Origin of the sequence: Chitinophaga silvatica (genome assembly GCF_003419895.1) — a bacterium.
GTDB lineage: Bacteria > Bacteroidota > Bacteroidia > Chitinophagales > Chitinophagaceae > Chitinophaga > Chitinophaga silvatica.
The window spans coordinates 139,568-159,852 of the sequence record NZ_QPMM01000006.1 but is presented as its reverse complement, the minus strand read 5'-3'; the positions used below and the strand labels follow the sequence as shown (position 1 = coordinate 159,852).

17 protein-coding genes are annotated in these 20,285 nt (G+C 40.2%); 9 read left to right on the top strand and 8 right to left on the bottom strand.

The window, feature by feature from the left end; genetic code table 11:
* The first annotated feature begins 6 nt into the window (after positions 1 to 6).
* From DVR12_RS11785 to DVR12_RS11775, 3 genes are all read left to right on the top strand, one after another.
* On the top strand, positions 7 to 666 hold the full coding sequence (locus DVR12_RS11785; protein ID WP_116975875.1) for a peptidylprolyl isomerase: 660 nt from the start codon (positions 7 to 9) through the stop codon (positions 664 to 666).
* 57 nt (positions 667 to 723) lie between these two features.
* A complete protein-coding gene (gene gcvH / locus DVR12_RS11780) occupies positions 724 to 1,104 on the top strand; it encodes a glycine cleavage system protein GcvH (protein WP_116975874.1) in 381 nt (126 codons plus the stop codon).
* Positions 1,105 to 1,213: 109 nt separating this feature from the next.
* Entirely contained in the window at positions 1,214 to 1,609 is a 396-nt protein-coding gene (locus DVR12_RS11775) for a VanZ family protein (RefSeq protein ID WP_116975873.1), read from the top strand.
* A gap of 70 nt (positions 1,610 to 1,679) precedes the next feature.
* Here DVR12_RS11775 and DVR12_RS11770 read toward each other — a convergent pair whose 3' ends face one another.
* The 3 genes from DVR12_RS11770 to prfA all read right to left on the bottom strand — a co-directional run bounded on the left by DVR12_RS11770 (position 1,680) and on the right by prfA (position 4,380).
* The gene (locus tag DVR12_RS11770; RefSeq protein ID WP_116975872.1) at positions 1,680 to 2,360 is read right to left on the bottom strand and encodes an OmpA family protein; all 681 of its coding nucleotides are present in this window, start codon (positions 2,358 to 2,360) and stop codon (positions 1,680 to 1,682) included.
* A gap of 181 nt (positions 2,361 to 2,541) precedes the next feature.
* Positions 2,542 to 3,129, bottom strand: coding sequence for a hypothetical protein (locus DVR12_RS11765; RefSeq protein WP_116975871.1), 588 nt, complete (start codon positions 3,127 to 3,129; stop codon positions 2,542 to 2,544).
* A gap of 186 nt (positions 3,130 to 3,315) precedes the next feature.
* Complete coding sequence (gene prfA, locus DVR12_RS11760; protein WP_116975870.1) at positions 3,316 to 4,380, bottom strand: peptide chain release factor 1; 1,065 nt, start codon at positions 4,378 to 4,380, stop codon at positions 3,316 to 3,318.
* Between the two features lie 101 nt (positions 4,381 to 4,481).
* On the opposite strand from prfA, the gene DVR12_RS11755 reads away from it, so the two are divergent.
* Together DVR12_RS11755 and DVR12_RS11750 are read left to right on the top strand one after the other, a co-directional pair.
* A complete protein-coding gene (locus tag DVR12_RS11755; RefSeq protein WP_116975869.1) occupies positions 4,482 to 5,624 on the top strand; it encodes an amidohydrolase family protein in 1,143 nt (380 codons plus the stop codon).
* 7 nt (positions 5,625 to 5,631) lie between these two features.
* Positions 5,632 to 6,732, top strand: coding sequence for a mechanosensitive ion channel family protein (locus DVR12_RS11750; protein ID WP_116975868.1), 1,101 nt, complete (start codon positions 5,632 to 5,634; stop codon positions 6,730 to 6,732).
* A gap of 74 nt (positions 6,733 to 6,806) precedes the next feature.
* On the opposite strand, the gene DVR12_RS11745 is transcribed toward DVR12_RS11750, so the two are convergent.
* The 3 genes from DVR12_RS11745 to DVR12_RS11735 form a co-directional block, all read right to left on the bottom strand.
* Positions 6,807 to 7,310: a thioredoxin domain-containing protein gene (locus tag DVR12_RS11745; RefSeq protein WP_116975867.1), complete on the bottom strand. Its 504-nt coding sequence runs from the start codon at positions 7,308 to 7,310 to the stop codon at positions 6,807 to 6,809.
* A 10-nt stretch (positions 7,311 to 7,320) separates the two neighbouring features.
* Positions 7,321 to 7,839: a MerR family transcriptional regulator gene (locus DVR12_RS27885; protein ID WP_233522377.1), complete on the bottom strand. Its 519-nt coding sequence runs from the start codon at positions 7,837 to 7,839 to the stop codon at positions 7,321 to 7,323.
* A 110-nt stretch (positions 7,840 to 7,949) separates the two neighbouring features.
* Entirely contained in the window at positions 7,950 to 8,921 is a 972-nt protein-coding gene (locus tag DVR12_RS11735) for a M23 family metallopeptidase (protein WP_116975866.1), read from the bottom strand.
* A gap of 362 nt (positions 8,922 to 9,283) precedes the next feature.
* On the opposite strand from DVR12_RS11735, the gene alaS reads away from it, so the two are divergent.
* Entirely contained in the window at positions 9,284 to 11,899 is a 2,616-nt protein-coding gene (gene alaS, locus DVR12_RS11730; protein WP_116975865.1) for an alanine--tRNA ligase, read from the top strand.
* 195 nt (positions 11,900 to 12,094) lie between these two features.
* A complete protein-coding gene (locus DVR12_RS11725; RefSeq protein WP_116975864.1) occupies positions 12,095 to 13,087 on the top strand; it encodes a PDZ domain-containing protein in 993 nt (330 codons plus the stop codon).
* Between the two features lie 74 nt (positions 13,088 to 13,161).
* On the opposite strand, the gene DVR12_RS11720 is transcribed toward DVR12_RS11725, so the two are convergent.
* Both DVR12_RS11720 and DVR12_RS11715 read right to left on the bottom strand, forming a co-directional pair.
* Positions 13,162 to 14,685 carry a RagB/SusD family nutrient uptake outer membrane protein gene (locus tag DVR12_RS11720; protein WP_116975863.1) on the bottom strand — a complete coding sequence of 508 codons (1,524 nt, stop codon included), beginning with the start codon at positions 14,683 to 14,685 and terminating at the stop codon, positions 13,162 to 13,164.
* A gap of 21 nt (positions 14,686 to 14,706) precedes the next feature.
* The gene (locus DVR12_RS11715) at positions 14,707 to 17,949 is read right to left on the bottom strand and encodes a SusC/RagA family TonB-linked outer membrane protein (RefSeq protein WP_233522371.1); all 3,243 of its coding nucleotides are present in this window, start codon (positions 17,947 to 17,949) and stop codon (positions 14,707 to 14,709) included.
* A 190-nt stretch (positions 17,950 to 18,139) separates the two neighbouring features.
* Here DVR12_RS11715 and DVR12_RS11710 point away from each other — a divergent pair, with 190 nt between their 5' ends.
* Positions 18,140 to 19,402 (top strand): YdcF family protein, encoded by a 1,263-nt coding sequence (locus tag DVR12_RS11710; protein WP_233522363.1) that lies wholly within the window; start codon positions 18,140 to 18,142, stop codon positions 19,400 to 19,402.
* The gene (locus tag DVR12_RS11705) at positions 19,399 to 20,268 is read left to right on the top strand and encodes a hypothetical protein (protein ID WP_116975862.1); all 870 of its coding nucleotides are present in this window, start codon (positions 19,399 to 19,401) and stop codon (positions 20,266 to 20,268) included. Before DVR12_RS11710 ends, DVR12_RS11705 begins: the two co-directional genes overlap by 4 nt.
* Positions 20,269 to 20,285: the final 17 nt, after the last annotated feature.

The following is a 20,285-nucleotide window of genomic DNA, read 5'->3' as shown; positions in this document are numbered from 1 at the left end:
ATGCGCATGAAACGATTTCTACTTCTTTTTAGCCTGGTACTGATAGCCTCTTTTGCCCATGCCAAAAACAGGAAAGTAAAAGTAACTACACCTTATGGAGTCATGATCATTAAACTGTATGACCAAACCCCTAAGCACCGTAACAACTTTATTAAGCTTAGCAAAAAGCATTTTTATGATAGCACGTTATTTCATCGTGTAATCAAAAACTTTATGATACAGGGAGGTGATCCGGATTCCAAACATGCCAAGCCCGGAGCCTTGCTGGGAGAAGGTGATGTAGGATATACGATACCGGCCGAATTTCAGTTAGATCTGTTTCACAGGAAAGGAGCCCTGGCGGCGGCGCGGGAAGACAGGCCCGATAAAGCATCTTCAGGTTGCCAGTTTTATATAGTACAAGGAAAAGTGTTTACAGATCAGGAATTGGATAATTTAGAAAAGAACAGATTAGGGGGAAGAAAGATTCCGGTAGATCAAAGAACCATTTATAAAACAGAAGGTGGTTCTCCGCACCTGGATCAAAGCTATACTGTATTTGGGCAGGTAATTAAAGGGATGGATGTGATAGATAAAATAGCAGCTGTACAAACAGACGGAAACAACAGACCAACAACTGATGTGCCGATGAAAATCAGGCTTGTTAAGAAATGGCTGTTTTTCTAGCGATTTTTATTAATTCCGGCAATCTCCGTATTTTTATGGCTCAAAATCAAACTTGATATGAATTTTCCATCAAATCTACGTTACACCAAAGATCACGAATGGGTTTTATTAGAGGGTAGTACAGCTACTATCGGTATTACTGAATTTGCACAACGCGAATTAGGAGATATCGTTTTCGTAGATATCCCTACATTAAATAAGCGTATAGAGGCAGAACATGTATTTGGTACTGTAGAAGCAGTAAAAACCGTATCTGATCTTTTTATGCCTGTAACTGGTGTTATTGCCGGTATTAATGAAGAACTGGAAGGAACTCCTGAATTAGTTAATACAGATCCTTATGGCGATGGATGGATGGTTAAAGTAACAGTAGACAATCCGGATGATGTAAATGGATTATTAGATGCAGCTGCATACAAAGCTTTAATCGGAGAATAATTGATTCTTATTTTTTTCAAATAACCAGGACAACAGGGTACTCTAAACGAAACCTGTTGTCCTTTTTATTGTTATAACCTTTTGCCAATAATATAGCCGAAAGTCAGATATGAAAAAGACGCTGTACCATCTGCCAGCCATTGTATGGATATCGATAATATTAATCCTCTGCCTTATGCCAGGCGACGATGTACCTACCAATTCATTCCTTGAAAAAATTCATTTCGATAAAGTTGTTCATTTTGGGATGTTTGGAGGAATCGTATTTCTTATTGCCCTGGGAATCTTTTGGCAAAAACAAAAAGTTACCAACCTTACTCTTTTCCTATTGGTTGTTCTGGCCGCCTTATATGGTTTTGCAATTGAACTCATGCAAAAATATTGGGCAGTAGGCAGAAGTTTCGACCTGTACGATTTACTGGCTGATACGCTGGGGGCTATTGGCGGAGCAGTTTTTTTTAAACTGGTTATTCACTGGTACAAAACCAAAAACAGTAAGAAATAAAAATCCCTCCTGTAAACAGGAGGGAATATATATCTGCTTATGAGAAATAAGTGTATTCTATCGAATATCTTTATTGCTTACCTGCTTCTTTCTCCGCATCGGCCTTCATCTTATCATTTGCAGAGATAGAGAATTCGCAACGACGGTTAATAGCGCGGTTAGCATCTGAATCATTAGGTACTTTAGGTTGTGATTTACCATACCAGAAACCTTGGATACGCTTAGGATCAATACCCTGTGCTTCCAGATACTTAATCACAGATTTAGTTCTTTTTTCAGAAAGCGTCATGTTATAAGCATCTGTACCTTTATCATCTGTATGGCCTTCTACACGTACGTCTGTATCAGGATATTTATTCAGAATCTTTGCCAAATCCTTAACACTTTGCTGAGCCGCCGGAGACAAATCTGATTTATCAAATCCAAATAAAATTCCAGCATCAAAAGTTACATTAATCCCTTCGCCTACACGCTCCACAGTTGCATTAGGTATTTCAGTCTTGATTTCCTGTGCCTGTTTATCCATCTTCTTTCCAATCAATGCACCACCAGCACCACCTACTGCAGCTCCAATGATGGCTCCTAATGCTGTATTTCCGGCAGCTTTACCAATAATAGCGCCGGCAGCAGCACCACCACCTACTCCAATAGCAGCTCCTTTCTTAGTATTATCCATGCTTTGCCAGGTTTTACAGCTAAATAGCATGGTCACAGATAAAAGCATCGCTACCAGAACATTGAGTTTTTTCATCGTAAAAATTTTAAACATGAAGTTTTTTATGAATTAATTCTGTTGGCAAAATTAACTGAATTCCGGATGAAACAAATATTTTGCCAAATTGTTTATTCAGCAATAAATAATTGACAAACAATTCAATTAAATATATTGTAAATAAATAATTTGATACTTTGTAGTAAAATTATTACACAACTCAACCAAACAAATTCTTTAGCATTCCTCCTAATCCTTCATTAGAGTTATTGCTTCCTCCTTCTCCTTGTTTTTTTGCTCCATTGGATAATAAACTGGTAAGATCATCCAGATTTACTTTGCCATCTCCATTCTTGTCTAAACCTCCTGATAAACTTCCCAAAATTCCCTGCAGATTAAGCCCTTGTGCCGCTCCACCTGTCAATGAATTTAAAATACCTTCAAGATTAAAACTCTTGTCGGAAGAATCATTGGTCTTCTTTGTCAATGCCCCCAAAACTGTAGGGATCAGAGAAGCCGTAATTTGCTGCGCCATCCCTTTATCCAGATGCAGCTTTTCCAAAAGGGCAGACATAAAGTTGTTGGAAATCCCACTTACCAAAGGATTAGCAGTGGTATCTGCACTCCCATTAAAAAGTGCTAATACATCAGAAGCCTGACCATTGGCAAGGGCCTGTTGCAAACCTGTTGTAATAGACGTTGCCGCTGCTCCAATAACTGCTTCATTGTGTTCATTTGGAATAGCAGAATTGTTTACCACAGATGTTTGTGCATGTTCTCGAACGAGATCCATTAATTGATCTAACATGAAAAGTAAGTTTTAGGAAGAAAAGAATGGTGTCTAACAATTAGCGGGGTTGAAGTTACCGCCTTAATAAATGTAGGAATTTTCGGTAAAATAGAAGGATTTCTCGCAAAGTGGCTAAGGTTTTTAAAGAGGCATAAGAATATCTTATACTTCTTAAAAAAACTTACCCGCTTTGCGAGCTATATTTTAACTGCCTTGTTTCAGTTTTTCCGCATTTTCTGCAAATTGTAGTGCAGAAATCATTTCCTTAATCTCTCCGTTCATAAATGCATCCATATTATAGACGGTCATCCCGATACGGTGATCAGTTACACGGCCCTGAGGATAATTATAGGTACGGATCTTCGCAGAACGGTCGCCGGTCGACACCAAACTTTTACGTTGACTGGCAATAGCATCTTCATGTTTGCGCACTGCCGCTTCATAAATACGGGTACGCAGCATTTTCATTGCTATTTCACGGTTCGAGTGCTGGCTACGACCTTCCTGGCATTCTACAATCACTCCTGTTGGTATATGCGTTAAACGCACCGCCGATTCTGTTTTATTTACGTGCTGTCCACCAGCGCCTGATGAACGGAATGTATCCATTTTAATATCGGCTTCTCTGATATCCACATCCACCTCTTCCGCTTCCGGCAATACTGCTACAGTTGCGGCCGAGGTATGCACCCTTCCGGAGGCTTCTGTTGCCGGAACCCTTTGCACACGATGTACGCCGGATTCGAACTTCAAAGTGCCATATACATCTTCACCGCTTATTTCCAATACTATTTCCTTATATCCGCCAACTGAACCAGCATTTTCATTCAACAGGGAGGTAGACCAACCCTGTAATTCACAGAAGCGCAGGTACATACGGAATAAGTCGCCCGCAAACAAGCTGGCCTCATCTCCACCAGTTCCTGCACGAATCTCCAGAATGGCATTTTTCTCATCCTGTGGATCTTTCGGAATCAGAAGATTGCGAATCTCTTCTTCCTGAGCTACTTTCTGCTCCTGCAAGGTTTCAGTTTCCGCTTTTGCCAATTCACGCATTTCGTCGTCACCACTATCCAATACTTCCTTGTTAAAAGCAATATTATCCAGCGTGTTGCGGTAGGCATTATAAGCCTTTACAATCTTCTCAAGCTGACGGTATTCTTTACTCAACTGGCCAAATTTCTTGTTATCGCTAACCACTTCCGGGTTGGTTAACGCCAGCGATACCTGCTCGAATCGACCTTTTATAGCTTCCAGTTTGTCTATCATAATTATATTTGACTTTTGAGTTACTTCCAATAACCGGGAAAATAACGGAGTCAATTGGGATGCAAAATTAACATCATTAACTTAAATTAAACAGCAGGAGATTGAAACAGATCAAATTAAAAGGAAAAGATATATTTAACGGCGTTAAATTCCTGGGGTCAGAAAACGTACTGATCACAGACCAGACGGGCATTATAATCGATATTCTCCCTACCTCAAAAGCTGGAAATGATGTGCAGGAAGTAGACGGAATTTTATGCCCGGGCTTTATAAATACCCATTGTCATCTCGAATTATCCCATATGAAAGGGCAAATTCCTGAGCATACCGGGTTACCCGCCTTTCTTACCAAGGTAATGGAAACCAGAAATCAACCAGCTGATCTTGCCGAAAAAATTGATGCTGCCGAACAGGCAATGTGGGAGTCCGGTATCGTGGCAGTTGGAGATATCTGCAATACCACCAATACCCTGGTTAAAAAACAACAGGAAAGAATGTATTACCATTCTTTTGTCGAATGTATGGGAGTGGCCGATATGGCTGCAACCCAGCGCTACGATTATAGTATGGGGGTATTAAACTCCTTTCAGGAGATTGTGGGCCCTTTCAATAAATGCAGTATTGTGCCTCATGCTCCCTATTCTGTGAGCAAAACCCTTTTCAACCTGTTGGCTTCCACTCCGGACAATATTCCTGTGAGCATCCATAACCAGGAAACTGCTGCCGAAAATGAATTATTCCAACAGAAATCCGGTGCTTTCATCGATTTTTATAATCATTTTAAGATGAATGCCGATAGCTTCCAACCATCCAACACCAATAGCCTGGAAGCATTTCTTCCTTATTTCAATAATCAAAAAATCATACTTGTACATAACACCTTTACAACTGAAGCTGATGCAACCTTTGCTCAACGTCAGCTGACTGATGTTTGGTGGTGTTTATGCCCGAATGCCAACCTATACATAGAGAACAGGTTACCCGATATTCAGATGTTGCGAAAATTAAACTGTAATATTACGCTTGGAACCGATAGCCTGGCCTCTAACCATCAATTATCTATTTGGGAAGAAATCAGCACTATCCGCAGCCATTATCCGGAAATACCACTGGCTGAAATCTTGCAATGGGCCACTTATAACGGTGCTAAAGCACTGGGAATACAAGATAACTATGGCACTTTCAAAGTCGGTAGCCAACCCGGCATTATTTTAATCAATGAAAAAAGCAAAAGAATCATTTAAGTAAAAAATGAAAGAATTTCTTAATACGGTGATCTTAGATAATCCTGTAAGAGATTATCTGATGTTGATAGGCGTTTTATTATTTGTATCATTCATAAAACGATATATCTCTAAAGGCTTTGCTGCTATACTGTTTCGACTGGTAAAGCACTGGTCGCCCAACCTGGATGAAAAAGATTTTGTTAGCCTGTTGCTACGCCCCCTGGAATATTTCTTCCTCTTGGTCACTTTTATGGTGACGATAGATAAATTTACCTTCCCAACCGCCCTTAACGTTCATATCTACAATAAGATCAGACTTCAGGATGCAACAGACACCATACTAAGCCTGGCGCTAAGTATGAGCGTAATCTGGATTATGCTGAGGCTAATCGATTTTGTTGCATTGGTATTAAAACATAAGGCCAGCCTGACAGCAGACAAAACAGATGATCAGTTTGTGATTTTTTTCAGAGACTTTTTTAAAGCGATAGTTTTTATTCTTGGTGCCATTGCCTTTATTAAGATTCTTTTCGGAACAGGACTGGTAGAGAAGATCGTTGCGGGTCTTGGTATCGGTGCTGCAGCCCTGGCATTAGCTGCTAAAGAAAGTATAGAGAACCTCATCGGATCATTTATTATATTTTCAGACAAACCGTTCAGGGTAGGCGATACCGTGAAAGTAGACAGTTTTCAGGGAAGTGTTGAAAAGATAGGCCTTCGCAGTACCCGTATCCGCACCCTTGAAAAAACATTTGTAACAGTTCCCAATAAAAAGATGGTAGATAGTGTGCTCGACAACTTATCTCAACGCACGCAGCAAAGAGTGGCTTTGAAAGTGGAACTGGGAAGCGATATTCCTTCAGCCACGATCTATGCTTTTCTGCAGGAGGTACGATCATTACTTAAGAACAATCATAATATTCTTGATAACTATGTGGTAAACCTGAACGACTTCACGAAGGATACCTATGTGATTCAGGTGGTTTTCAACACTTATATCATTGATGGTAGCCAATATGCTGCATTACGGGAAAGTGTGAATTTATCTATCATCCAGTTATTGGAGAGCAAGGGAATTAGACTTCCGTCTACTTCTACCAATATTACTATTAACAATAAAGAATAACGTTGTTAGCAATAAAAAGATAAAGCCTGCCAGGATCTGGCAGGCTTTATCTTTTTATTAAAAGGAACCTCGGATTAGTTCTCTTTATCTTTTTCTTTTTTGCTGCTGTTGAGCAGGATGCGGCATAATTCTGCTTCTACAGTTTCTTTAGGAGTACCTACGATACGTCCTTCTTCTTTACCTTCTCTGTAAACGATGATGGTAGGAAGTTTTTTCACTTTATAATCTACCGGGGCATCTGTTTGCAATTTCTGATCGGCGGCAAACATTACGATTTGCTCTTCAGGGCTACCACCGGTGATCATTACTTTATAAAGTGCCGGAACAATATTTTTACTGGCATCATCCCAGGTGCTCATTACAACAACCATATTGAAGTTGGAACGATTGCTCTTAATATAATTGAGCATATTTTCATTAGGCTGATAATCGTTTACCCCTTTATAGAACCAAGCGGTAGATGGATCATTCATAAGGGTTTTCATATCTATTTTGCCCTTGATGGATTTTTCGTTCTGAGCCCAAACCAGGGTTGAGCACAACAAGCTACCACCCAGGAGTAAAGTTTTTAATCGCATAATGATTTTTTTATAATTGATCTTTCAATTCGGAAAGAAATCCTCGCACTTTTAGCAAAGCTTGTACCATTTCGAAATTTCGGGCTGCCAATTTATGATCTTCTTTTAATTTTTGCTTAGCACCCTCGATGGTGTACTTTCTTTCACGAAGAAGGTGATAAATAACTTTGAGATAATGAATATCCTCTTGTCTGAAGAGTCTATCGCCTTTTCTGTTTTTTTTAGGTTGAAGAATATCAAATTCGTTCTCCCAATAGCGTATGAGCGAAGTATTCACCTTAAACATGGCGGCTACTTCACTGATAGAATAATATTGTTTATCGAGTGTTAGTTTGTCCAATTCCATAATCAGATCTGGGTCATCTGAAAAATCTTTCAGTGATTTACGTCCCCGTTTCTTACCTGGTAGGGAAGGCGGAGTAATGGCAGCTTTAGGGCTGCTTGTCTTTACTTTAACTTTAGGCGTCGAAACCGCAGCTTCCGTTAGATGCGGTAATCCAGGTGTCGAGAATAGGTCTAGCTGGTGCATCGAGTAAAAAACAAGGTGACAAAAAACTTTTACACGATGAAGTTAAGCTTTTCGTGCTTGCTTTCAGCTAGCAGACCTGAGATTTTTTGGATGTGACAACAAATGAATGATCAATCGAATGACTGGTTGCCGGATCTGGCGAGTTTAAGCATTTTGTCGAACTGCTCAGGAGTGAGATCTGTCACGAAATAATATACAGGATCTACTTTTTCGCCATTTTTAATTACTTCATAGTGGCAGTGAGGCCCGGTAGATTTACCGGTGCTACCTACCCAACCCAGTACATCTCCACGCTTTACAGCCTGCCCCGATTTCACTTTCATTCTCAGCATGTGACCATACAGGGTTTTATAACCATATCCATGTCGTACTACCACGTGGTTACCATAACCAACATCACTTAAACTGGCTTCCTCTACTACACCATCACCGGTAGAATAGATAGGAGTGCCGCTGGGAGCTGCAAAGTCGAGCCCCGCATGATATTTCATTGTTTTATAGATAGGATCAATACGATATCCAAAACCGGATGCAATATGTTTTAATTCTTTATTGGCGACAGGTTGAATAGCAGGGATAGAGGCCAACATTTGCTGCTTATTCTTGATCATTTTATCGATTTCCTCGTAAGATTTCTCCTGTGCTTTAATTCTGTTTGTAAGTTCTTTCAATAAAACCCCTGTTGATGCTACTATTTCGGCACTGGCAAATGATTGAAGCTGCGACGCCTCTTCATCACGCTTTACTTTACCCATACGTGAACTATCCGGAACAGGTGATGCTTCGAAGATTACTCTGTAAATCTCATTATCCCGATCCTGCAGATCGGCCAATGTACCCTTCATTTCCTTCATACGGCCCTGCAATGCCTCGTATTTCTCCTTCATACCTTCCAGCTCGGAACGCAACGACTTTTCTTTTGGTGAATCCACCAACCGATAAGCCACTGAAAGAAAAATGGCACCAGTAACAATAGCTGCCGATAAAAAGCCCAATATCCTCAGGACTTTTACCCGCAACGAAACTACCAGCTTCTCGTATTTTAATGTTTGGGTGTTATAAAAATATTTTACCTTCTTCATGCACCGGGTGTACTTTATGCGCCATAATGCGCAAAACGCTATGACAGCAGATTTATTTCACGAGGCACAAACTGATGGATGCTAGAGTTTTAGTTGGCATTTCTGCTCCTCCCACATAAGTTATTTTAGGGTAATACAACCTGTTTTTGCATAATCTTACAGGTTTCAATATTTTTGCACTCCCCTTTAATACGGCGGGAAAATCAGGCGCACAAACCTAATGTAATTAGATTAAAACATCAACCTTTTGAATGTCTAATTTCTAACTACTTTGTAAGAGCTTGATAAACAAAGCACAAGCACCTCATAAACCGAGGTGTTTATATAAAATAAAAAATACATATTAATTCATACCAATATATATGACAGCGTCAGAAATAAGACAGCAATTCTTGGATTTTTTTGCGTCTAAAGGGCATCAGATAGTTCCATCGGCCCCAATCGTTATTAAAAATGACCCTACCCTGATGTTTACCAACGCCGGTATGAATCAGTTTAAAGACTATTTTTTAGGTAATCGCGTTCCTCCTCACAAAAGAGTAGCCGATACCCAAAAATGCTTGCGCGTTAGTGGAAAACAAAACGATCTGGAAGAAGTAGGTATAGATACCTACCACCATACCATGTTTGAAATGCTTGGTAACTGGAGCTTTGGCGACTATTTCAAGAAAGAAGCCATCGCCATGAGCTGGGAACTGCTCACCGAAGTTTATAAACTTTCAAAAGATAGATTATACGTTACAGTTTTTGAAGGCGACTCCAAAGAAAACATCCCTAAAGATGATGAAGCCTACAATTTCTGGAAAGAACATATCGCGGAAGACAGAATCCTCCTCGGAAACAAAAAAGATAACTTCTGGGAAATGGGAGATACCGGCCCTTGCGGACCTTGCTCCGAAATTCATGTCGACTGCCGGCCAGACTCGGAAAGAAAACTCGTAGATGGTAAAACCCTCGTAAATGCCGACCATCCACAGGTGATTGAAATCTGGAACAATGTATTCATGCAGTTCAACAGGCAAAAAGATGGTTCCCTGGTTACACTCCCTGCAAAGCATGTAGATACCGGTATGGGCCTCGAAAGGCTAGTAAGGGTCTTACAAGGCAAAACCAGCAACTACGATACTGATCTGTTTACCAATACCATCCACTTTACCGAAACATTAGTAGGTAAAAAATATACTTTCAGTGATGATAAAAAAGATGTTGCCTTCCGCGTAATCGCCGATCACGTTAGGGCCATCTCCTTTACCATCGCCGATGGACAGCTCCCTGCCAGCAACGGTGCAGGTTATGTTATCCGTCGTATCCTCCGCAGAGCCGTACGTTACTACTTCTCCTTCCTGGATGTAAGAAAACCGCTGCTCCATGAAATCGTACCAGTACTGGCTGCCCAGTTTTCCAATGTATTCCCTGAACTGGAAGCACAAGTCGATTTTGTGAAAAAAGTGATTTTTGAAGAAGAAAATAACTTCCTACGTACTCTCGAAAGTGGTATCCGCAGAATCGAAGACTTCATGCAGCATGCAACCTCCAAAGTAATTGATGGCGCTACCGCATTTGAACTCAACGATACTTACGGATTCCCATTAGATCTTACAAACCTGATTGCCGCCGAAAACGGATTCACAGTTGACGAGAAAGGCTTCGAAGTAGCTATGCAGCAACAAAAGGACCGTTCCCGCGCTGCTACCGAATTAGATACCGGCGACTGGGTTGTTTTGGATGAAACTCCCAATTCGATCTTTGTTGGTTACGAACAACTGGAATCCACTACCAAACTGCTGAAATACCGTACCGTTAAAGCAAAAGGTAAAGAACAGTTCCAGCTGGTACTGGGGCAAACTCCTTTCTATGCTGAAAGCGGCGGACAAGTAGGAGATCATGGTATCCTCCAGTTCGACGATGAAACCATCCACGTTTCTGATACCAAAAAAGAAAATAATCTGACTATTCATTTTGCAGATAAACTTCCTTCTAATCCTAAGGCTGTTGTTAAAGCTAAAGTAGATAAGGAAACAAGAGCAAATACAGAACGCCATCACAGTGCTACCCACCTGCTGCATTCCGCATTACGCCAGGTATTGGGTACACACGTCGCACAAAAAGGTTCTCTGGTGAATGCAGAAGCCCTGCGTTTCGACTTCTCTCATTTTGCTAAAGTTTCTGACGAAGAACTGGCGCAAATTGAAGCCATTGTCAACAAAAAAATCAGAGAAAACGTACCTGTTGTAATAAAGGAAATGTCTAAGGACGAAGCCCTGCAACTTGGTGCCATGGCTTTGTTTGGCGAAAAATACGGAGATACTGTAAGAGTGGTGATTATGGACCCTTCCTATAGCGTTGAACTTTGCGGCGGAACCCACGTTGGAGCAACAGGAGAACTCGGACAATTCAAATTTGTTTCTGAAGCCGCTGTAGCAGCAGGTGTACGTAGAGTGGAAGCCGTAACTGGTAGTAAAGCTGAAGCATATATCAACGAGCAACTGCAACAACTAAAAGAAATTAAGGCCACCCTGAAAAATCCAAAGGAACCAGTTAAAACCGTAGAAACGCTGTTACAGGACAAATCTTCTCTGGAAAAACAACTGGAAGCCCTGGAACTGGAAAAGGTACGTACACTGGCCAACAGTCTGCGCTCGCAGGCCGAGCAGATCAATGGAATCAATTTCCTTGGAAAAGTTGTGCATGTAAGTAATGCAGAAGGTTTAAAACAACTCTCTATTCAATTAAAGAGCGAAATACCTGACCATGTGTTAATTTTTGCAGCCAACATCGGAGGGAAAGCAAGCGTAGCACTAACAATTGACGAGAAATTAGTAGCCGATAAAGGCTGGGAAGCTCCGAAAATTATTAAAGAGCGTATTGCACCATTAATCAAAGGCGGAGGCGGCGGACAAAAAACTTTTGCTACCGCAGGCGGACAGGAAACCGATAAATTAGATCAGGTTGTTTCCGCTATCAAACAATTATTATAACTCTTTCATTATAAAGGCGCTCGTAATAAAAAAGACTATTACGGGCGCTTTTTTATTGCTCTCTGCGGTACAACAAAATCCAGCGCTATAGTGTAATCATTAGTATAACCCACTTTTTTAACTTTTTCTTACCTAACCCTCCCATTAATTTTGTCGGACTAGTTGATTTTTACTTAAACAAAATTTCGTTGTGATATGACCAGGTTACTACAACTCCTCTCGTTGGCGGGTTTTATATTCCTATTACCTGATACAACATATGCACAAACCAGGAGTAAACAAAGTACACAACTTGGCGAGTTTGATGAAATTGTGATCAAACACAAGAATTCTAAAAACGCCAGTGTTAATGTTGAAATTAAAGATGGTGAAGTGTTCGTGGATGGTAAAAAATTAGATCAGTTCTCGAATCCCGATATTTCTGTATTCAGGAGAAAGATTACTCCCAGGGATGGAAATGCTGTAAACTTCAATAATTTCAATGGTTTTGGAAATTTTGGATTTGCAGATGATGAAGAAAGCAATGAGATTATCCCAAATAAAGCTGTTTTGGGCGTAATCACAGAAAAGAAAGCGGCTACTGGTGTTACCATTAAAACAATAGGAAAAGGAACTCCTGCTGAAAAAGCGGGGCTAAAAACCGGCGATATTATTACTGCCATTGATGACGAAAAAATCAATGAACCAGAAGAACTATTCGAAAAAATAAGTGAATACAAGCCACAAGATAAAATTACAGTAAGCTATCTAAGAAGTGGCAAATCAAATAAAGTTGCTGTAACCCTTGGTGAACGCAAATCTGTAAAATCAGAAGATCTGGGTGTTTTTCCAGGTCCACGAATCTTTACATTACCTCCGGGAGGCGGAAATCGTGGCCAGGGAGGCGATTGGTTCAGCCTGGGCGATAATAGCACCAAACTAGGCTTGCAGGTACAAGATACTCAGGATGGAGAAGGGGCTGAAGTAATTAATGTTACACCGGATTCCCCTGCAGAAAAAGCTGGTTTCCAGGAAGAAGATATTGTTATTGAGTTAGCCGGTAAGCCAATCAAATCGGCCAGCGAGTTATCCAAAACCTACAAGGAAAATCAGGAGAAAACCGAAGTAACGGCGAAGGTTAAACGTGATGGACAAGTAGCGCCAATTTCAATAAAAATACCTAAGAAACTACATCGAGCAGATCTGTAGTTGTAAAATATTAATAAAACAGGCTGTTTCAGATTATTTCTGAAACAGCCTGTTTTTATGTTTGGTAATCGTTATTAATACCCAAAATTCTGGTACATTTTTTCCGGATTGAGTTTATACTCATCAAAAGGAATTGGAAAGTAGCGGTCTTTTTCTGTAAAGTTAGACAGTTTTGCATTTCCATAGTTGGCCTGTGACTTCTCTTTGAAAAAAGTAACCAGCTCCTTAGTAGTAAAGAATCTCAGCAGGTCGAACCACCTTTGGTGTTCGAATGCCAACTCTACTCTACGTTCATGTAAAATAGCCAGTTTCAGTGTTGGATACTTAGCCTTATAATCAGGGTCCAATTTTGCCACTGCATATAAAGGCATACCTGCTCTTTCACGAACCATATCCAGGAATGTAATAGCTTCAGCATCGTTACCCTGCAGCATATTTACTTCTGCAAGCATAAGTATAATATCGGCATATCTCATTATCGGCATATCATTTCCTCCATAACCATTAACACCGGCAGCATCGCTGGCATCACGATATTTGGTTACAAACCAATCCTGTACCTGCGTATTGGCAGCAAATTTTACAGAGAAAGTTTTCCTCAGATCATTTGGTTCATAATCGAGAATCAGATCATGCTTAACATTTCCACCAACACCCAATGCTTTCTTTTGTGAGTTGATAGTTTCTCCCAACGCCTGATTATTGGCAGCAATGCTGGAACCGTAAGTGATATCACCCTGTTTGTAAACAATCTGGAAAATCATCTCCTTATTGCCTACTTTCTTGCTAACATCAAAAACATCAGCATAAGAAATCTCACTCAGTTTACCGAACGCACGCATATTATAGGCAGCTGTCAGGTACGTTTTGGCATTAGTCAGGTTTTCGGCTTTATTGTTGTCAAAAGTCGTAGCCATTGTCAGATACACCTGTCCGAGTAGTCCATTGATTGCGGCTTTGGAAGCACGCCCAACACCCGCTCCGGTTTGCAGATCAGGCAGCTTACTTTGTAAGGCATCTTTTAAATCAGATACGATCTGTGCATACACCGTTGCCTGAGGCTGACGGTAAGTATTTGCAGTGATCTCTTCCGTACTGTTCAGTGTTTTTGTGATCAATGGCACATCACCCCATTTCCTTACCAGGTGAAAATAGATCATCGCACGTATAAACTTTGCTTCTGCCAGGTATTGAGCTTTAGTATCCTGGTTAGCAAAACTAACTTTATCGATGTTTGTGGTAATGGTGTTACATTGAGTTATAGTCTGGTATAAACTCAGCCAATGCCTTTTCAGGTATGTATTACCAGGAAGCAGGCTGAAGTCGTTGAACTGAAATGGTTCTCCGGCATTTGACTGCGCATCATCACGTCCGGTATCATCAGAACGTTCGTCGGTATATAAGCCACTGTTTTCTCCGATATTATCACTTCCCCTCAAGGTGCTGTATGCTCCGTTTACGGCCAGCAATACACTATTCTCGGATGTGAAGAAATCATTCACGGTAGTACCGTTTGGATTGTTCTTCTCTATAAAATCTTTACTGCACGATACCAGTGATATTGTAGCCAGCATTAATATGCTTGTATATCTTCTCATTGCTATTTTTTTGAATGGACTTTAGAATGTTAATTTAGCTCCCAGGTTAAATGTTCTTGCTAATGGATAGTTACCATAATCGACACCTGGAGTGAGGTTAACGCCGGCATTGTAATCCACATCCGGGTTATATCCTTTGTATTTAGTCCAGGTAACTACGTTATCAATACTTCCATACACCCTTATATTTTCAATACGTTTACCGAAGACTTTAGGAATAGTGTAGCCTAACGCGATGTTAGTAAGTCTCAGATATGAACCATCCTGTAAATAGAAGGAAGACAAACGAGTGCTGTTACTTTGAGTACCGGCTCTGGATGCACGATAGTTTAAACCGCTACCAGGCTGAGAAGGATTTCTGTATCTGTCGGCTACCTGCACATACTGGTTACCGGAACCTTCGAAGTTATACAGGTAATAATCCTGTCCGTCTAATATCTGGTTGCCATAAGACCCATTGAATGAAGCACGGATATCGAATGATTTATAGTTGGCAGAGAGATTAAAGCCATAAGTGAATTTAGCATAAGGGCTTCCGATTATTTGTTTGTCCTTATCGTTGATCACTCCATCATGATTTACATCTTCAAAGTAGAGATCACCAACTTTCAGCGGATTAGTGTTAGCAGCTGATGGTGCTACTTTGCCAAGCAGATCTTCAGTTACCCTACCAAGTACTTTATACCCATAGAACATACCAATAGGTTGACCCGCCTGTGTTATGTGTGTTTGATAAGAGCGTTCTGCACCTGTGGAGATAATAGAGCTGGCAGCTCCCAAATCCAATACCTTGTTACGGTTGATGGAAATATTACCGCCTACGTTAACACTGAAATCTTTCTTTCTGATAACCTGCCCATCCAGTTGAATGTCGAACCCTTTGTTTTGTACTTTACTATCTTTCAGGTTGGTCAGGATAGAAGAACTACCTGAAATAGCTGAAATAGGTTGGTTATATAACAGATTGAAGGAACGGCTCAGATAATAGTTAACAATAACGGATAAACGATTATCGAACACCGTAACATCCGCACCCAGGTTATATTGAGAAGTAGACTCCCATCCCAGACGCTGATCTTTTACGCCACCAATTGTTACAGCAGAAGCAATGGTGTTAGCTCCAAAAATGGCGCCGGTAGGAGAGTTTACAGTTTGAATGGCATTGTAGTTTCCAATGTTGTTGTTTCCACTTAATCCCCAGCTCATTCTTAATTTTACGCTTGAATTTCTACCAAGGAAATCGTTATACCAGTTTTCCTGTGAGAGGCTCCATCCTGCAGCAATAGATGGGAAAGTTCCCCATTTGTTCAGAGGTCCGAACCTTGAAGATCCATCTCTACGCATTGATCCTGTAAGGAAATATTTGCCGGCATAATTATAACTAATACGACCGAAGTAAGAAAGGAGGGTATTAGCAGATTTACCTGTATTGTTGTTATCTAATGTAAATAAACTTGGGTCGGCACCCTTGTCGGTGATCTCACCAATCAAATCGCTGGTGAAGCCTTTAGCTACCAATCTGATTTTATCTGAAGTAGTTTCCTGTGCAGAATATCCGGCCAAAGCGCTAAGACTATGTTTATTAAAAGTCTTGTTATAGTTTAGCGTGAATTCTGCCAGTTTATCTATCTGTGTCAGTGTTTGAGCAACAGCGTTTGCAGCAGCGATGGAAGATGGAGAATAAGGAGGATTACCGCCACCATTACTTAAACTGGTAGGAAGGTAGTAATCATATTTTTCGTTATAGAACTGTGTACCCAGGTTAGCCTTGAACGAGAGATTATCTATGATTTCATATGTTGCATTGGCATTGATAGTTCCTCTGTAGCCTAATCTGTTACTTTTGGTTTCCATTACAGAAGCCAGAGGGTTTTCAATTCCCTGGAATCCGAATTGGTTCGCCAATTCGTTCATACCATATTTAATATAATTTCCCTTGTCGTCAAATGCCGGTAAATATGGAATATACAGGAGAGAAGCCATCATTGGACTAAATCTTCCTTCTCCTACTTCTTTGCTTGAAGTTGAAGTATAAGATGCATTACCATTTATTTTCAGTTTTTTTGAAACATCAGCATCGATGTTAGAACGGAAGTTGATGGTTTTCATGCCGGTGTTAGACACGATTCCATTCTGATCCTGATATCCACCACTCATGTAGTATCTCACATCTTTCCCACCACCGGAGAATGAGAGGTTATGACGTTGAAACGGCGCGTTTCTGTAAAGTACATTTTGCCAATCTGTATTGTATTTTGCGTCGATACGTTTCTGATTTTTGAAATCGTAAATATCTTCCGGGATACTTACGCTGGAGCCATTACCAACTTTAGATATCCTGGTAGCATTATCATCTGAGAACATACCATCATTCCATGGTTTACCAGAATTTACAACCAGATCTTTATACGCATTGTTACGTCCATCGATCACCAGATCGATAAATTGGTTAGCATCCAACAATTTTACTTTTTTCTCCAGGTTGCTGAAACCAGCTTGTACATCGTACTGGAATCTGCCTTTGCCATCCTTACCTCTTTTGGTAGTGATCATCACCACACCACCGGAGGCTCTGGAACCATAGATAGCTGCAGACGCAGCGTCTTTTAATATGTCTATTGTCTCAATATCTTCAGGATTAATGAAGACGTTGTTACCAGCAGGATATCCGTCGATTACATACAAAGGATCCGAACTGGCAGTCAGGGAACCGATACCACGTACACGGATTTTAGTTCCGGCATATGGAGCTCCACTGGTTTGGGAAACCTGTACACCTGCCACTTTACCAACCAAAGCCTGACTAACAGTAGGTGCTGTAAGGTTAAGTTCTGAATTTTTCACACTGCTGATAGCACCAGTAACATCCGATTTTCTGATCTTTTGATAACCAATAGCTACCACTTCAGAAAGTTGACTATTACTAACCTTCATAACAAGATTGATCACAGATTTGCCATTTACTACAACTTCCTGTGAATCGTACCCTATATAAGTAAATACTAATGTTGTACCTTCTTCTACCGTAATTGAATATTGTCCGTTTATCTTTGTTACTGTTCCTTTCTTACTCTGTTTATCATAAACTGTTACACCAGGTAACGGTTGTTTTTGAGAATCTGTAACTACACCAGTAATCGTAATCTCCGATCTTTTCAGACGCGGGGCAGTGAAGGAATATTCATTCCCCATTGCCATTACCGGCAAATTGCACATCGTTACGAAACCGACAGGCAATAACAAGTTCCTGCAAACATTTTTCATGTTTGCGGTTAGACTAGTTAAACACATTTGATTTTTAATTAAATGATTTCTTGGTGTACTAAATCGATTTAGCTTTTTACGGGTGTAAAACTACTTTCTGTTTCTTAAGAGTTCCTATCTGCATCATTAACTTATCGTGAACAAACTGTAAACACATTTACTGCTTGCCATCCTTGTATAGTTTTGCATCATGTTTAAAATAAGATATACGATTACGTTATTATGCATATATGCGATCCCGTTTTATGCCAATGCTCAGAAATCATTACCCAATAGGCAGTACAGGTTATTTAGTGACACTGCTGATTTTGTTCAGCATAAAAATTTTTACCTGCTTAGTTTATTTACCGAATTACCGGAAGTAAGAGAGTTGTTGGAAAATGATAAAGTATTGAAAGGATTATCAATCCAAAAACAACAGCTGATAGATACAGCCCTTAAGAACTGCGGAAGCGATTATGCTTGTTATTCATCTTCTGTGATTATTAGTGATGCAGAAATAAAAACAGTAGGAGAAAGATTAGCTGCATTATATAAGACAGGGCAACCATTAGATAAACTAATAAAGGATCATCTGATTCCATCCGGATGTTACATATTGTATGCAGATCTTCCTGCGAAGGAAATGCTGGTAAAGGCCTGGGAGCAGGAAGCCCGCGCTGTGAATCATACCATTGCAGTATATGTAAACGGAGAAAAGCCTAATTATCCCAATATTGATTCCATCAGTTTTAATGTAAGGAAGAAAAGTTATTCAGAATTAGTTGCAGTAAACCTTCAGTTGGCCAGATCAACTCAGCATCCGTTGTTTTTCACATCATCAATGCAATTTGCATTGGAAGCACTTGAACTGAATGGAAGAAAAGAAGCTGCAGACTATGAACCAATGACAACCACAGTTAATAAAGCTGCTATTGCAAAAGTAGCAAATACCTCCTGGAGTAAATATCCATATTCAGTGATTCTTGTTCCGGGTGAAGGTCCTGAAGATAATATCACTGCATTGAGTGCAGGTGGAATGTTGAGGTGTCGGCTTGCTGCTAACCAGTATAATAAAGGAATGGCTCCGTTTATTGTTGTTTCAGGTGGCCGTGTGCATCCTTACAGAACAAAATATAGTGAAGCATTCGAAATGAAGGAATTTCTTATTAATGAATTGCATATCCCGGAATCAGCTATTATTATGGAACCACATGCCAGGCATACAACCACTAATATGAGAAACTGTGTCAGGTTGCTGTTCAGATACGGTATGCCGTTAGACAAACCTGCACTAACGGTTACTATTCCATCTCAAAGTTTTTACATCAGTGAAACATTGCTGGAAAGATGCAAAAAGGAATTAGGATATTATCCATATAAAAATGGTAAAAGACTATCATCAACTGAAATGGAGTTCTATCCAGACATTCTTTCTTTACAATTAGACAACGACGAACCGCTTGATCCATGAAAATACTAAACATAGTACTTGCACTAACAGGCTTGCTGGCATTCACCCACAATGCTCCTGAAATGAGTATCAGGAATAGTTATACGCTCGACTCCTTAGGCGCCTGCCAGGGTGTTTCTTTACAGAATGGTAAATATTTCCTCTATGGTGACAGGGAAGTAGGAGTAATGCGAGAATACAGGTTGGAGAATAATACACTCAAATATCAACACAAGGAATACCGCTTTACCAGCCAGGATAGTAATATTATCAAACATCCCACTGGAATAGCCTGGCATAAGGGGCTTCCTGTTTTTATAGGTAATTCAGTAAGATTAAATAAAGAAGGAACCAGCTGGAAAGCACTTATTTATTGTATTAACTGGGATGGATTTTTAAAAAACCGTACCCTTGATGGAAATCTGATAAACACTATACACGATGATATTTGCATACAGGGCACCAGGCCAGAGTATGTCGAGTATCAGGGTAAATGGTATGTAGCTACTGCAGATTATGGCGCTAAAGCCAATGAAGTACGGTTATATGATCCGGTTGCCTTACAGAAAGCATCAAAAACCACCGAGCAAGGAGTTTTGGTAACGAAGTTTAAATGTTCTCCATGGGTACAAAACCTGCATTGGGTGGCCAATAAAGGAATTTTAATTCTTATTCAGAACCAAACGGAAGGAAGAGGTTGGAGATTTACGTATGTGGATCTGAAACAGTCAATAGAACAGGGAAAAGAAAAAGTGCTGAAGATCGTAGACATTGAAAAACCTGATGAACTGGAAGGATTTACTCTAACAAATGATCCTGCAATCGGCATAGGGGTAAGTTCTTCAGGAAAAGATAATGTTAGCCAGATTGATCTGAAATGGAAATGATCAGGCACAAATTAGCT